At 65.9% G+C, this 14,882-nt stretch carries 13 protein-coding genes and 1 tRNA gene; 7 read left to right on the forward strand and 7 right to left on the reverse strand.

The annotated features are described in order from the left end of the window. Nucleotides 1-11: 11 nt before the first annotated feature. Nucleotides 12-1,421 carry a magnesium transporter gene (gene mgtE, locus O6Y00_RS20640; RefSeq protein ID WP_353444403.1) on the reverse strand — a complete coding sequence of 470 codons (1,410 nt, stop codon included), beginning with the start codon at nt 1,419-1,421 and terminating at the stop codon, nt 12-14. Between the two features lie 109 nt (nt 1,422-1,530). Here mgtE and O6Y00_RS20645 point away from each other — a divergent pair, with 109 nt between their 5' ends. Beyond that, nucleotides 1,531-1,989, forward strand: coding sequence for a peptidylprolyl isomerase (locus tag O6Y00_RS20645; protein ID WP_056053908.1), 459 nt, complete (start codon nt 1,531-1,533; stop codon nt 1,987-1,989). A 121-nt stretch (nt 1,990-2,110) separates the two neighbouring features. On the opposite strand, the gene O6Y00_RS20650 is transcribed toward O6Y00_RS20645, so the two are convergent. Continuing rightward, nucleotides 2,111-2,995, reverse strand: coding sequence for a LysR substrate-binding domain-containing protein (locus tag O6Y00_RS20650; RefSeq protein ID WP_353444404.1), 885 nt, complete (start codon nt 2,993-2,995; stop codon nt 2,111-2,113). Nucleotides 2,996-3,279: 284 nt separating this feature from the next. Here O6Y00_RS20650 and O6Y00_RS20655 point away from each other — a divergent pair, with 284 nt between their 5' ends. Then, entirely contained in the window at nt 3,280-5,553 is a 2,274-nt protein-coding gene (locus O6Y00_RS20655; protein WP_353444405.1) for a CDC48 family AAA ATPase, read from the forward strand. Between the two features lie 396 nt (nt 5,554-5,949). After that, nucleotides 5,950-6,108, forward strand: coding sequence for a hypothetical protein (locus tag O6Y00_RS20660; protein WP_353444406.1), 159 nt, complete (start codon nt 5,950-5,952; stop codon nt 6,106-6,108). Between the two features lie 96 nt (nt 6,109-6,204). On the opposite strand, the gene O6Y00_RS20665 is transcribed toward O6Y00_RS20660, so the two are convergent. Both O6Y00_RS20665 and O6Y00_RS20670 read right to left on the reverse strand, forming a co-directional pair. Further along, entirely contained in the window at nt 6,205-7,530 is a 1,326-nt protein-coding gene (locus O6Y00_RS20665; protein ID WP_353444407.1) for an MFS transporter, read from the reverse strand. Further along, nucleotides 7,527-7,850: an antibiotic biosynthesis monooxygenase gene (locus O6Y00_RS20670; RefSeq protein ID WP_353444408.1), complete on the reverse strand. Its 324-nt coding sequence runs from the start codon at nt 7,848-7,850 to the stop codon at nt 7,527-7,529. Before O6Y00_RS20670 ends, O6Y00_RS20665 begins: the two co-directional genes overlap by 4 nt. A 193-nt stretch (nt 7,851-8,043) precedes the next feature. Between O6Y00_RS20670 and O6Y00_RS20675 the strand changes: the two genes are divergently transcribed. Continuing rightward, nucleotides 8,044-8,658 carry a class I SAM-dependent methyltransferase gene (locus O6Y00_RS20675; protein ID WP_353444409.1) on the forward strand — a complete coding sequence of 205 codons (615 nt, stop codon included), beginning with the start codon at nt 8,044-8,046 and terminating at the stop codon, nt 8,656-8,658. 276 nt (nt 8,659-8,934) lie between these two features. Here the strand turns inward: O6Y00_RS20675 and O6Y00_RS20680 are convergent, their stop codons facing one another. Next, nucleotides 8,935-10,095 carry a phospholipase D-like domain-containing protein gene (locus tag O6Y00_RS20680; protein WP_353444410.1) on the reverse strand — a complete coding sequence of 387 codons (1,161 nt, stop codon included), beginning with the start codon at nt 10,093-10,095 and terminating at the stop codon, nt 8,935-8,937. Nucleotides 10,096-10,223: 128 nt separating this feature from the next. Here O6Y00_RS20680 and rpoZ point away from each other — a divergent pair, with 128 nt between their 5' ends. Continuing rightward, nucleotides 10,224-10,568, forward strand: coding sequence for a DNA-directed RNA polymerase subunit omega (gene rpoZ, locus O6Y00_RS20685; RefSeq protein WP_353444411.1), 345 nt, complete (start codon nt 10,224-10,226; stop codon nt 10,566-10,568). Nucleotides 10,569-11,129: 561 nt separating this feature from the next. Here rpoZ and O6Y00_RS20690 read toward each other — a convergent pair. Further along, the gene (locus O6Y00_RS20690) at nt 11,130-11,801 is read right to left on the reverse strand and encodes an RlmE family RNA methyltransferase (RefSeq protein WP_056487962.1); all 672 of its coding nucleotides are present in this window, start codon (nt 11,799-11,801) and stop codon (nt 11,130-11,132) included. Next, nucleotides 11,798-12,838 carry a Ppx/GppA phosphatase family protein gene (locus tag O6Y00_RS20695; RefSeq protein ID WP_353444412.1) on the reverse strand — a complete coding sequence of 347 codons (1,041 nt, stop codon included), beginning with the start codon at nt 12,836-12,838 and terminating at the stop codon, nt 11,798-11,800. The genes O6Y00_RS20690 and O6Y00_RS20695 overlap by 4 nt, the downstream gene beginning before the upstream one ends. Nucleotides 12,839-13,023: 185 nt before the next feature. Here O6Y00_RS20695 and O6Y00_RS20700 point away from each other — a divergent pair. Further along, a tRNA-Gln gene (locus O6Y00_RS20700) sits at nt 13,024-13,097 on the forward strand. A gap of 359 nt (nt 13,098-13,456) precedes the next feature. Continuing rightward, on the forward strand, nt 13,457-14,770 hold the full coding sequence (locus O6Y00_RS20705) for a hypothetical protein (RefSeq protein ID WP_353444413.1): 1,314 nt from the start codon (nt 13,457-13,459) through the stop codon (nt 14,768-14,770). The last annotated feature ends 112 nt before the right edge of the window (nt 14,771-14,882 follow it).

A 14,882-nucleotide genomic window follows, 5' to 3' on the forward strand; every position in this document is an offset into this window, starting at 1 on the left:
CAACCGGCCGATCAACCGTGCAGACCCCACAAAGACGCGAGCCCGAGGAACGAGAAGAACCCCATCGTGTCGGTCATCGTCGTCACGAACACCGCGGACGATACCGCAGGATCGATCCGGAACTTGTCGAGCGTCACCGGCACCAGCACGCCGCCCAGCCCCGCGGTGATATTATTCACCAGCATCGCCGCGGCGATCACTAGCGACAGGTCGGTGTTGCGGAAGATCACGTACGTCCCGAGACCAATCAGCGCGCCCAGCATCACGCCGTTCGCCGCGGCAATGCGGAACTCGCGACCGATCATCCGCGCGGTGTTGGAACTCGTCAGCTGGTTCGTCGCCAGCGCACGGACCACCACGGCGAGCGTCTGAGTCCCCGCATTGCCGCCCATCCCCGAGACGATCGGCATCAGCACGGCGAGCAGCGCGAAGCTCGCGATCGTCCCCTGGAACAGCCCGACGACCGACGACGCGACCATCGCGGTGCCGAGATTGACCACCAGCCAGATGAAGCGGGTGCGCACGGTCAGTCGGATCGGCTCGTTGATGTCGCCGTCGCCGGCGCCTGCCAGACGCAGCGTATCCTCGCCCGCTTCTTCGGAGATGATGTGGACGATGTCGTCGACCGTGATCATGCCGACCAGCCGGCCGCCATGATCGACCACCGCCGCGGAGATCAGCGCGTATTTCTGGAAGCGGAGCGCGACTTCCTCCTGGTCCATGTCGACCGGGATCAGCGTCTGCTCGCGCTTCATCACGTCGGCGATCGCGATCCCGCGCGGCGTGCGCAGCATCCACGACAGCTGGCATGTGCCAATCGGCTTGTGCGCGGGATCGACGACGAAGATCTCCCAGAAATCGGTCGTCAGCTCCTCGTGGCCGCGCAGATAATCGATCGCGTCGCCAACGGTCCAATGCTCGGGCACCGCGATCAGTTCGCGCTGCATCAGGCGACCGGCGGACTCCTCGGCGTAGCTCAGCGCCTCCTCGATCGCCGCGCGATCGTCCGGATCGAGCGCACGCAACACCGCGCGCTGCTCGTCCTCGTCCATGTCCTCGATGATCGCGACGGCATCGTCGGTATCGAGTTCGGAGGCGAGATCGGCGACCTGGTGCGGCTCGAGCGCATCGATCAGATCCTCGCGGACGTAATCGTTCATCTCGGCGAACACGTCGCCGTCGAGCAGGTCGGTGACCGCACGCGCCAGCGCGGCGCGATCCTGTTGCGGGGTCAGCTCGAACAGATCGGCGATGTCGGCCGGGTGCAACGGCTCGACCAGCGTACGCGCTGCCTCGTCGTCGCCGTCCTCGACCGCATCGAGCACGGCCCGCACGAATTCGGGACGCAGATGGTCGTCGCGATCGAGCTGGTTTTCGGGCTGGGTGTCGGTTTCGACCTCGGGAAGCTCGAGTTCGCTCATGGCTGCCTCCCTTAAAAGATGCGCGGTTGGGCCCTAACCCGGCGCGCGTGCATTTGCCAGTCGGAGTGCGGCTCCCTATCTGCGCCCCATCAATTCAGGAGAAGACATGATGGCCGATACCCCCGAAACGCTGACGCTGACCCTCGATGGCGGCGACGTCACGATCAAGTTCCGCCCCGATCTGGCGCCCAAGCATGTCGAGCGGATCGCCGAGCTGGCGAACGAAGGCTTCTACGACGGCGTACCCTTCCACCGCGTGATCCCGGGCTTCATGGCGCAGGGCGGCGACGGCGGTCGCGGCGACGGCACCGGCGGGTCGAGCAAGCCCAACCTCAAGGCGGAATTTTCGGCCGAGCCGCATGTCCGCGGCGTGTGCTCAATGGCGCGCACCAACCAGCCCGACACGGCGAACTCGCAGTTCTTCATCGTGTTCGACGACGCACGCTTCCTCGACAAGCAGTACACCGTCTGGGGCGAAGTCACCGACGGCATGGACCTGATCGACGCGCTGCCCAAGGGCGAGCCACCGAAGACGCCGGGCAAGATCGTCAAGGCTCGCGCTGCGTAAGCTGAATTCCCCTCCCGCTCGCGGGAGGGGCTAGGGGAGGGCGCGACGTACGTACCGGCGTCCGGCGCGTGAGGCGCGCCCCTCCCCCCGACCCCTCCCGCAAGCGGGAGGGGAGTAGCGGTCATACTTCTGCCACCGTCCGTATCAGCCAGTCGTGGAACAGCTTCACCGGCTTGGTCTGCAACGCCCGCGGGCGGCAGACGAACCAGTAGCTGTACGGGCTCTCCACCTCGATATCGAACAGCCGCACCAGTCGCGGATCGTTTGCATCCTCGAAGTGGCTAGCGTGCATGAACGCGACACCGAGGCCCTGCGCGGCCGCCTCCAGCATCAGCGCTCCCGAATCGAAATGATCGATCGCCAGCGGTTCGATATCGTCCAGCCCTGCCGCCGTCCGCCACGCCGTGAACGTATCCGTCATGTCGCGGTGCACCAGCGCCGTCAGCGTCGAGAGCTGTTCCGGCCGCGTGACTGGGTCCGCGCGCTCCAGCAAACTCCGCGCACCGATCACATACACCGAGTTCCGATCGAGCCGCCGCGCGTAGAACGCCGGATCGATCTCGCGCGACAAGGCGATCACCGCATCGAGCCCATCGCCGAGCCGCGACACCAGATGCGCCGCGGTATCGATGTCGAGATGCAGTTCGGGATGCGTCGTGCGCAGTTCCCCTAGCCGGGGAAACAGCTTCTGAGACGCGTAGAGCGGCAGGATTCCAAGACGCAGCCGCAGCACCTCGGTCGTGCTGGTCAGCGATTCGACCGCGTCCGACAGCGAATCGAGTACCGGGGCGATTTGTGCCAGCAGCCGCTCGCCATCCGCATTGAGCACCATCGCCTGATGCCGCCGCGCGAACAGCGGCTTGGCGATGAACCGTTCGAGGCTTTGCACGCGGCGGCTGAGCGCGGGTGCGGACAGCGCCAAGTCCTCGGCCGCAGCCTTGATCGACCCCAGCCGCGCGACCTGTACGAACGCCTCGATAGATCCCAATGGCGGCAGCCTGCGCATGATCCCTCTTTCGACTCGACGCGTGTGACAATGACCGCTGGACGCATTCAGCCATACGATTGCAGTTAGCGCAATCGTAGCTGATCCCTTCGCACTTGCAACATGAACCGTCTCGCCGCAAAAAGACCTCGCCTTTCAGGCATCCTCTCCTAAAAACTTTCATGGGCTGGCCTTCATTGGCCGGCCCTTTTTTTGTGCGTTTTCTTGAGCCGTAAACGAGGTAACGCCTCGCAAGCCTGGAACTTCGCCCCCATCTGACACGCTTCGAGTTCGAAGGAGTCGAGATGCCCGATAGCGAAAATCCCACGCGGAAAATCCAGGTCGCCAATGCGCGTCCCGAGGATAGCGGCCGCGGTCTCGCGCACGTGCCGCGCGCGCTGATGGCGACGCTCGGCATCGGCGAGGGTGACGTGATCGAGATCCTCGGCAAGCAGAACACGCCCGCGCGCGCCGTCGGGCCGTATCCGGAGGACGAGGGCCTCGACATTCTCCGTCTCGATGGTCTCCAGCGTGCGAACGCCGGCGTCGGTTCGGGCGATTTCGTCGAAGTGCGCAAGGCCGAATCGAAGCCGGCGACGCGCGTCGTGTTCGCGCCGGCACAGCAGAACCTCCGCCTCCAGGGCTCGACCAACGCGCTCAAGCGCACCTTCCTCGGCCGGCCGATCTGCCAGGGCGATATCGTCGCGACCGCGGGGCATCAGCGTGTCGGCAACATGCCGCCGAACGTCCAGCAGTTCATGAACGCGCCGGCGTACGCGTTGCAGGAGATCCGCCTCGCGGTGATCGCGGCCAGCCCCAAGGGCGTGGTGCACATCGACGAGAATACCGAGATCGAACTCCGCTCCGAATATGAGGAGCCGCAGGCCGCACGCCGCGCCGATGTCACCTATGACGACATCGGCGGCATGGCGCAGACGATCGACCAGTTGCGCGAGATGGTCGAACTGCCGCTCCGCTACCCCGAACTGTTCCAGCGGCTTGGCGTCGATCCACCCAAGGGCGTGTTGCTGCATGGCCCTCCCGGCACCGGCAAGACGCGGCTCGCGCGTGCCGTCGCCAATGAATCGGACGCGCAGTTCTTCCTGATCAACGGTCCCGAGATCATGGGCTCGGCCTATGGCGAGTCCGAATCCCGCCTCCGCGAAGTGTTCGAGGAAGCCGCGAAGGCAGCGCCTTCGATCGTGTTCATCGACGAGATCGATTCGATCGCGCCCAAGCGTGGCCAGGTGTCGGGCGAGGCGGAAAAGCGTCTCGTCGCGCAGTTGTTGACGTTGATGGACGGTCTCGAGTCGCGCGCGAACCTCGTGGTGATCGCGGCGACCAACCGTCCCGAGGCGATCGACGAAGCGCTGCGGCGTCCGGGCCGGTTCGACCGCGAGATCGTCGTCGGCGTGCCCGACGAGCGTGGCCGTCGCGAGATTCTCGGTATCCACACGCGAGGCATGCCGCTTGGCGACCGTGTCGACCTCGATGAGCTTTCGCGCACCACGTACGGTTTCGTCGGTGCCGATCTCGCCGCGCTGACCCGCGAGGCGGCGATCGAGGCGGTCCGCCGGATCATGCCGAAGCTGAACCTCGAAGAGCGGACGATCCCGCCCGAAGTGCTCGACGAACTGTCGGTCACGCGCGAGGATTTCCTGGGTGCCCTGAAACGCGTCCAGCCATCGGCTATGCGCGAAGTCATGGTGCAGGCGCCGACCGTGCGCTGGGCCGATGTCGGCGGTCTCGACGATGCGCAGATGCGGCTGAAGGAAGGCGTCGAACTTCCGCTCAAGAACCCCGACGCGTTCCGCCGGCTCGGTATACGTCCGGCCAAGGGTTTCCTGCTCTACGGCCCCCCCGGCACCGGCAAGACGTTGCTGGCAAAGGCGGTCGCGCGCGAGGCGGAGGCGAACTTCATCGCCACCAAATCGTCCGACCTGCTGAGCAAATGGTACGGCGAAAGCGAGCAGCAGATCGCCCGCCTGTTCCAGCGCGCGCGTCAGGTCGCACCCTGTGTGATCTTCATCGACGAACTCGACTCGCTGGTGCCTGCGCGTGGCAGCGGTGCCGGCGAGCCGCAGGTGACCGAACGCGTCGTCAACACGATCCTCGCCGAGATGGACGGGCTGGAGGAGTTGCAGTCGGTCGTCGTGATCGGCGCGACCAACCGGCCCAATTTGATCGACCCGGCGTTGCTGCGGCCGGGCCGGTTCGATGAACTCGTCTATGTCGGCGTACCGGACAAGGCCGGCCGCCGCCGCATCCTTGGCATCCAGACGCAGAAGATGCCGCTCGCGTCTGACGTCGATCTCGATCGATTGGCGGACCGCACCGACCGTTTCTCCGGTGCGGATCTGGAAGACGTCGTCCGCCGTGCCGGTCTGGTGGCGTTGCGCCGCTCGATCGACTCGACCGACGTGACGATGGCCGACTTCGACGGCGCGCTGAAGGAGTCGCGCGCGAGCGTAACGCCGGAAACCGAACGCGAATACGAACAGATGGCCGCCCGCCTAAAGCAGGACGCCACCGCCATCCAGCCGATCGGTTTCGCCTTTCCCGCGAAGAATGGGGAATGACTAGCGCCCCCCTCCCGGCGGAGGGGGGGCTACCCATCGGCAATACGGGTCTGCGCCGCTATTAGTTGACATTACGTCACCCGGCTCCAATGTAACTTGCATGAACGCTCCTGCGACACATAAGCGTTTCCGAGACCATTCCGGGCAACTCGCCGCACGTGGTTAGCCCGAGCTCGCGGCTATAGGCCGTTCGAGTTCGGGCTTTATTCGATCTGACCGTTGGGACGTGCTCTGCGCGCCCATGATCTCGAGTAAAACGGAAACCACATAATGTCAGACTCCGCCCCGAAATCCGGCGATCACCCGTCGGTGCGCCAGGACATAGACGATCACGCTCCTTCGCCTCGGCCCTTCCTGCGAATGCGGCCAAGGCATTTCTTTTCCAACACGTTCGACATGGATATCGTCGAAGACTATTCGGAAGCGGATGCGGACGAGCATTCCGTCCGGCGGCCAAACTGGCTCAACCGGCTGATCCAGATGAACTTGCTGTTGATGATCCTGCTGATCGGCGTTCCGGTGCTTTTATACTGCATCATAGCCTCCGCAAAATAGCGGACGGTGGCGACGCGGGCGACCGTAACACGAGCGCTGCCTGACCGACCGAGGGCGCCCGCGTAACCACGCGTGCGCCCGAATGGGTGTCCTATCCTAACTGTCTCTGGCGTCCTTCAGCGACACCCAGGCGTACACGATCATCACCACGCACGCCGCGCCCGCGACCAGATACGGCAGCGAATGCTGGGCCTCGTACAGGCCGACGCCGATCGACGGGCCGAGCACGAAGCTGGCGCCGTTGATGCTCGTCACCTTGCCCGCGACCGAACCTTGCGCGTTGGCGCCGACCGCGAGCGACGAGCCTGCGGTGAACCCCGGTCGCGTGAAGCCGAAGCCCAGGCTGGCCAGCGCATAGGCGGTCGCGATCGTGTAGAGCGACGTCGCGATCCCGGTCAGCGCGGTTCCCGCCGCCGCCAGCACTAACCCGGTCAGCACCAGTTGCCGCGGGGTCATGTTGAGGCGCGGGATGATGCCCCATTGCGCGAGCAGCGCGGCGCCGGCGCCCATCATCAGGACGATGCCGGTCGGCTCGAGCGCGAGCGCGGGGGCGAGGTGGAGGCGGTCGATCACGAGGAAGCCGATCGCCTGCCCCGTCATCGCCTGCGCGTGGCCCATCACCAGCCCGGCGATCATCCACGCGCGGATCCGCGGATCGGTATAGCCGACATGCTCGACATGCGATTGCGTGGCGGCGGTCACCGAGGCGCCGGTCGGGGCGCCGCCGATCGAGGGGTAGGCCGAACTCGCGCCGTGCGTGTCGTGCGGGGCGACGATCTTGTCGTCGGGCAGCATCCGTCGCACGGTGATCCACACCGCCATCCCGAACACCGCGAAGAGGAATGCGGGGCCCGCCAGGCCGATCTCGACTCCGCCGATCGAGCCGAGGATGAGATACGGCGCGATCGCCGGGCCGAATATGGTGCCGAGCCCGAATGCCGACGCGAGCAAGGTCAGCGCCTTGGTCCGTTCCTCGCGCGTCGTCTCGCCGGCGACCAGCGCCTGGACCGCGGGTGGCGCTGCCGCACCAAACGCCCCGTAGATCAGCCGGCCACCGATGAAGCACAGGAACGCGGTCGTCCCGCCGATCCACGCGTTGATTCCGGCGAGCAAAAACACCCCGCACAAGGTCAGCGACACGCTGAACCCGCCGACGCCGAGCAGGATCATCGCGCGCCGGCCGTGCTTGTCAGACCGGTTCGCCCAGAACGGCGCGGCGATCACCCACAGCAGCGCAGACACCGAGAACGCCGCCGCCACCGCGCTGTCGGCGACTCCGAGCGACCGGCCGAGCGCTGGCAGGACCGATTGCAACGCCGTATTCCCCGCCGCGATCGTCAGCATCACCAGGAACATCAGTGCGAAGCGCCGGTCGATCTTCGGGTCTTCGCGCTTCGGGCCGTTGGTCGCCGCGCCGGTCATGGTCGCGTCCAACGATAGGCGCGCTGGACCTGCGTCACGGCGACCGAATAGCTGTCGTACCAGAGCGACCGGCCACGCTCGCGAATCGCTGCATGATCCGGGTGGTCGCGCCATGCGATCGCGGCGGCATCGTCCGCCCAGTAGCTGACGGTGATCCCCGTGCCGCCCTCGTCACGGGCGGTGTCGACGCCGCGATAGCCGGGCTGCCCGGCGGCGAGCGCGTCCATCGCCGCCGCCGCCGTGCCATAGCCGATCGCGTCCGCGTCGTTACGGAACGACACGAAAATGACCGCCGTCTGTCCTGTTCGATCGTCGTGCATGCCGGGTGTCTAGGCGATGACGCGACATTGGCAAAGCGCGCGCAAACGCCTGTCGCAGCACGACTTGCAGCATGACGTGCCCGATGGTTTGTCGCTCGATGCAACCCGCGCCCCTTGAAACGCGTTCGGAATTCGTGCGACGGGAGGGGCAAAGCTCCGCCACCGTGCGGGACCCCTGATCGTAAGGAACACGATGCCCAGTTCGACCACCGCCACCCGGCGTGCACGCAGCCGCCCTGCCGGCGTGCCGTCGCCGTGGCAGATGTTCTTTTCAGGGTTCCTGAAACATCCCGTCATGGTCGGATCGATCGTGCCGTCGTCCGACAAGCTGATCCGCAAGATGCTGGGGCCGGTCGACTGGGCGAACTGCAAGCTGTTCGTCGAGTACGGGCCCGGCGTCGGCACCTTCTGCCGCCCGATCCTCGACCGCATGGCGCCAGACGCCAAGCTGGTGGTGATCGACACCAACCCCGAGTTCATCCAGTATCTGCGCCACACGATCACCGATCCGCGGTTCTTCGCGGTGCTGGGGTCGGCCGACGAGGTCGAGACGATCGTCGCCGATCACGGCTTCGAAAAGGCCGATTACGTGTTGTCGGGGCTGCCCTTCTCGACGCTGCCGCCCGGCGTCGGGCCGGCGATCGCGACCGCGACGCATTCGGTCCTGCGCATCGGTGGGGCCTTTCTGGTCTATCAGTTCTCGCCCAAGGTGAAGGACTTCCTGACGCCGCATTTCGAGGCGATCGACCACGACATGGAGTGGTGGAACGTGCCGCCCGCGCAGCTATACTGGGCGTGGAAGGCCTGACGCAGGCGCGGCCACGCCCGCGCCGATGCGCAAGCGCAGCGTCAGGCCCGGCCGGCGGGTCGGCGAGATAGCCGAACCCGTCCGACGGCGGCTTTGCCGGCGGCGCTGATAGAATTTTCGATAGTAGAAACCGAACGATCCTCCCCCGCAAGGGGGAGGTGGCGCCGAAGGTGACGGAGGGGGAGGACACGGAACAGACGTGATCCCTTACCTCCCCCTCCGTCTGGCAAGGGCCAGCCACCTCCCCCTGGCGGGGGGAGGATCGAAAAATGCCCCCTATTCATCGATCCCGAAGTTCAGCCCGCGCGACAGGCTCGGGTCGACCACCGCAACCAGGAAATACGCGCCGAGCTGTTTCAGGCGCTGCACCCAGCCGGTGTTCGCCTCGTACAGCGCCGCGGTCACCTCGACCGACTTCGCGACCTCGCCGTCGACGTAGCGTCGGACATGCCCTGCGAACGCCGCATCCTCGATCCGCAGCATCAGCTCCATGTTGATGAACAGGCTGCGCATGTCGAAATTCGCCGAGCCGATATGGACCACGTCGTCGATCACGTAGAGCTTGGTATGCAGCTTGGTCGGCTGGTATTCGAACAGCCGCACGCCCTTGCGCAACAGGCCCGCATAGGTGAACCGCGCGGCGGCGATCGTCGCGTTGTTGTCCGATTTGCTCGCGGTGACGACGCGGACGCCGGCGTTGCGGCGGCCGGCGTGATCGAGCCGCCGCAACAGCGCCGGGCTGGGCGTGAAATACCCCGCGATCACGTCGATACGCCGCCCGGCGCGCATGTCGTCGCGCACAGCCCGCGCCCAGGGCGACAGCTTGCGCGTCGGCCCGCCGATCAGCCAGCGCGTCGGGCCCTGCGTCTCGCTCCACTTCGCCAGCGCCGCGGTCAGCTTTCGCACCTTGCCCTTGGGCTCGTGGATCCATGATTTCAGCGCGTCGAAATAGCCCGCCAGGCGACCGGCCGCGGGGCCCTCGACCAGCAGGCCCAGATCGCGCCACGCCTGCTCCGCGACGGTGCCGAAATAATCGTCCTCGATGTTGAAGCCACCGATGATGATCTTCGATTCGTCGGCAAGCGCGAGCTTCTGGTGGTTGCGCAACAGGTACCGCCGGCCGAATCGCGCCGAGAAGCGGCACACCGACACGTTGGCGGCTTCGAGCGGTGCGAAGAAGGCGTGCGGGGCATCGTCGCTGCCGAACCCGTCGACGATCAGCGACACCTCGACGCCGCGCCTTGCGGCCGCGATGAGCGCGGTGTTGACGCGCTGGCCGGACTCGTCGTCGGCATAGATATAGTACAGCACGCGCAGCGTTCGCGCGGCCCCGTCGATCAGCGCGAGCACCGCATCGAGCCGTCGCGGGCCGGTGTCGAGCAGCGTCAGCCGGTTGCCATCGACGGTGAAGCTGGGTTGTTCGGCGGGATCTTCCATGGCGTGCGTGATGGACATAGCGCGCTCGGGTGGCAACCCGGGGGCGCTGGCCGCGCATTTCTTGACTATGCGGGCCATACCCCCTAGGCGACGCGTTCTCATTCTATCGTTGTTACGAAGGAAGCCGCATGGCGCGCGTTACCGTCGAGGATTGTGTCGACAAGATCCCCAACCGGTTCGACCTGGTGTTGTTCGCAGCGCAGCGTGCGCGCCAGATCTCGGGCGGCGCCGAACTGACGCTCGACCGCGACCGCGACAAGAATCCGGTCGTCGCGCTGCGCGAGATCGCCGACGAGAACGTCAAGCCGACGCATCTCAAGGAGCAGGTCATTCAAGGCCTGCAGAAGGTTCGCGTCGACGACGACGACGAGGTCGATGCCGTCGGCAGCCTGTCGGCCTCGGCCGAGGCGCTCCGCCTGACCGCCGCTGCGCCGCCGCGGAACCAGAATCTGGGCGCGGATTACGAGGGTTGAGGCAGCGGGATTAGCGAAAGCTAATCCGCGGCTTGGCCGAAACCCCGGCCGGCGGGCATAGCCCGACCGACGACGCGGGTTCGCCGCGGCGCGTGAAAATAGAGAGAGCCCGTGGACCCAGGAGGTCCGCGGGCTTTTTCTATGCTCTCTCCTTAAGGGGAAAGAGGGAAGGACCCCGCGGCGTTTGCCGTGGCAAGGGTGAGGGCCCGCGCTCGTTCAGTCCGCCTGCCCCATCCGTCATTCCCGCGGAGGCGGGAACCCATATTGGCTGGCCTCTCGTAGGATTGTCACCGCTCGAGAATATGGATCCCCGCCTGCGCGGGGATGACGAAGCTGCGGGTTGCGGATCGACGTATTACGCTAGGCGATCGATCTGCCCATGTTCTCCCGCAAAGGCGGGAGCCAGTCTGGGTCCCCGCCTTCGCGGGGAAACAAGCTTATGCTTTATCCGAGCCGCATCGCTTGCGATCACCCTAAGGCAGGGCGCCACGGCAAAGCCGCGTCGTCAGTCGTTGCTGCGCAACGCTGGCCGGGGTCGGTCCGCGACGCGGATTAGCCAGGCTAATCCGCTGACCGACCCTTAAACCCCTGCGCAACGACGAACCACTCGACCGACCCCTTGCGGCTGGCCGGCGGCTTGGCATGCTTCACCGTCTTGAAGTTCCGCTTCATCTCCGCGACCAGCTCGGAGTCGGCACCGCCCGCGAACACCTTCGACACGAACGTGCCACCGGGCTCGAGCACCTCGCACGCAAAGTGCAGCGCCGTCTCGACCAGCGCCATCGTCCGCAAGGCGTCGGTCTGCGGATGCCCGACGGTATTCGCCGCCATGTCCGACAGCACCAGATCCGGCGCGCCGCCCAAGGCCTCGATCAGCTTGCCCGGCGCCGCATCGTCGAGGAAATCCATCTCGAAGATCGTCACGCCCTCGATCGGATCGACCGGGAGCAGATCGATGCCCACCACCGTCGCCTTGGGGATCCGCCGCCGGATCACCTGCGCCCAGCCACCCGGCGCGAGGCCGAGATCGACCACGCGTTTCGATCCGCGGATGAGTTCGAACCGCTCGTCGAGCTCGATCAGCTTGTACGCCGCGCGGCTGCGATAGCCGTCGGCCTTGGCGCGCTTCACATACGGATCGTTCAGCTGCCGCTCGAGCCAGCGTGTCGACTGCGCGGTCCGTTTCCGCGCGGTCAGAACGCGGACATGACCGCCGGAGCCACCGCGGCTCATGCCGCAACCCCTGACTTGCCCGGTTTGGGCGCGCCCATCAATCGGCGAAGGATACCTTCGCGAATACCGCGGTCGGCGATGCCGAGTCGTTCGGCGGGCCACAAATCCATGATCGTCTCCAATATCGCGCAGCCCGCGACCACCAGGTCGGCACGCTCGTTGCCGATGCACGGCAGCTTGGCGCGCTCCGTGATCGACATGTGGGAAAGGTCGGCGCTGATCTTGCGCATCGCCGAGGCGGGCACGATCAGGCCGTCGACCACCGAGCGGTCGTAATGGCTGAGCCCGAGATGCACGCTGCCGAGCGTCGTCACCGTGCCGCTGGTGCCGAGCAGCCGCGGTCGCTCGATATGCCGGGGCAGACGGCTGGCGAACCCGGCAAAGCTGTCCGCGACGACGCTCCGCATCCGCGCATAGGCGGCGCGGCGGCCCTCTTCGCCCTCACCGCCGCCGGCATGCTCCGTCAGCGACACCACGCCCCACGGCGCCGAATGCCAGTCGAGCACGGTCGGGATCGGCGTCGAGGTATCGACCAGCACGAGTTCGGTCGAGCCGCCGCCGATATCGAACACGAGCGCGGGGTCCTCGCCGGGCTCGATCAGCGCATGGCATCCGAGCACCGCCAGCCGCGCCTCTTCCTCGGCGGAGATGATGTCGAGATGGATGCCGGTCTCGGCGAGCGCGCGGGCGATGAAGTCGGGACCGTTCGACGCCTGCCGGCACGCCTCCGTCGCGACCGATCGTGCCAGCGTGACATTACGGCGCTGCAACTTGTCCGAACAGACGCGCAGCGCGGAGATCGTCCGCTCGATCGCGGCGTCGCTCAAGCGGCCGGTCGACGCCAGGCCTTCGCCCAGCCGGACGATTCGCGAGAACGCATCGATCACCGCGAAGCCGCCGGCTTGCGGCCGCGCGATCAGCAATCTGCAATTGTTGGTGCCGAGATCGAGCGCGGCAAACGCCTGCGCATCGGCCCACCGCCCACGAGAGGGCCGGGTCGCCGCCGGACGGGCAGGACTGCCCTGCCGGAACGGCATTCGGGCGGAAACATCCCCCATCGCCGTAAAACTCGCTATCTATATCTGCCGCCGCAGGAAAATACCTGCCCGGTGCTTGGCATCGAATGTAGCGCCACGCGGCGATTACGCAAGCGATGTGGCGGTTCCGCGCGATCTTGGCGTTGACAGCCCGCAACACCCCGCCTAGATCGCGCCCTCGCTGATGCCCCGTCGTCTAATGGTAAGACTGCGGTTTCTGATACCGCCTATTGAGGTTCGAATCCTCACGGGGCATCCAGCGCCTCCCGCCCGAAACGCCGTATGTCGCCGTCTGTCGATGGCATCGATCGGGTAGTATTTTCATCGCGATCATGGTGCTGAAACTACCCGGCAAGCGGTTCGGTTGGTCGGGGATCGGGGTGTTTGGCGATAATAGCCCCACAATGGTCCCAAAATGGAAACCGGTCGGCTGGTTCGCCTGTTATGAGGCTGGACGTGATACGAACGCTCGGAGTAGGGCGCGTCCTACGTCGGAACCTCGTCGCTCGATGCTCCACCGGTCGCTTCGGCGCCGGATTGCGCACCGGCGACGTGGCGGGCTGCGAAGCTTGGAGACCGGCACCGTGTTTCCGCGCTTCGGGCAAGGAAGGTAGAGTTATGCAGGTCCTGTCGCTCGAGCTGAACGAGCTTAATTTCCATTATATCAAGAACTTCGTCGATCGCGGGGCGCTGCCGAACTTTGCGCGCCTGTTCGCGGACAATCGCGTGCGCGAGACCGACGCCGGCGAAATCTATCCCGAGCTCGAGCCCTGGATCCAGTGGCCGACGGTCTATACCGGCAAGACCTATGCCGAGCATCAGCTGTTCCGGCTTGGCGACATCGTCTATAACGACCAGCCGCAGATCTGGGATTATCTCGAGCAGCGCGGCGTCAAGGTCGGTGCGATCTCGCCGATGAACGCGTCCAATCGCTGTGCCGATGCCGCGTTCTTCCTGCCCGATCCCTGGACGCATACCAAGCTGGTCGCGGATCCGAAGGTCGCCAAGCTCTATGCGCTGCTCGGGTCGCTGGTGAACGACAACGCGACCGCCGACGCTTCGATCGCCAAGCTCGCGAGCCGGATCCTGCCGCTCGCGCTGCCGCACATGACGAGCGCGTCGATCGTCGAATATTTCAAGATCCTGCCGGTCGCGCTGAAGTATAAATGGGCCCGCGCCGCGTTCCTCGACCGGCTGCTCGCCGATGTCTTCGTCAGCCTGTGGAAGCGGCACAAGCCCGGCTTCGCATCGCTGTTCCTGAATGCCGGTGCGCATATCCAGCATCATCACACCTATGATTCCAAGGCGTATGACGGCGAGCGCGCCAATCCGGGCTGGTACAGCAAGGCCGCGGAAACCGGCGCCGATCCGCTGTTGTTCATCTACCGCGTCTACGATGCGATCGTCGGCGAGATGCTGGCGTTGAAGGATACCCACGTCTTCATCACCACCGGGCTCAGCCAGGTGCCGAACAAGCGCGAGCATTACCAGTACCGCATCGTCGACTTTCCCGGCTTCTTCGCCAAGGTCGGGCTCGAGGGCGCGACGATCCGGCCACGCATGTCGCGCGATTTCCTGCTCGAATTCGCGAGCGTCGAGGCGGCGAAGGCCGCGCTCCCGGTGCTCGATCGCGTGCGGGTCGGCGATGCGCCGCTGTTCGCGGTCGACGAGCGCGGCGAGACGCTGTTCTGTCAGGTCGGCTATTTCGGCCCGCCCGAGGGTTTGGAGGCGGTGACGATCGACGGCCAGCCCGGCGACCATTCGCAGGCGTTCGCGCTCGTCTCGATCGAGAACGCGATCCACCAGCCGACCGGCTATTTCGTCGATGCGCTCGGCCCGCGCGCCGAGCCTGCGCCGCTGCCGCTCGCCGACGTCTTCGATCGGATGTGTGCCGCCGCGCTGGCCGACCGCCACGAGGTTCGCGCTGCCTGACGACGCGGGTATGACCGTCTAACACCGCCCCCCGACCCCTGCCGCCGATGCCGCAGGGGTCGGGGGATTTTGCATGTCGGCATCGTCTGCCGGTTTCGAGAGCTACGGGAAA

Origin of the sequence: Sphingomonas faeni (assembly GCF_040407565.1) — a bacterium.
In the GTDB taxonomy this organism is placed as follows: Bacteria; Pseudomonadota; Alphaproteobacteria; order Sphingomonadales; family Sphingomonadaceae; genus Sphingomonas; species Sphingomonas faeni_F.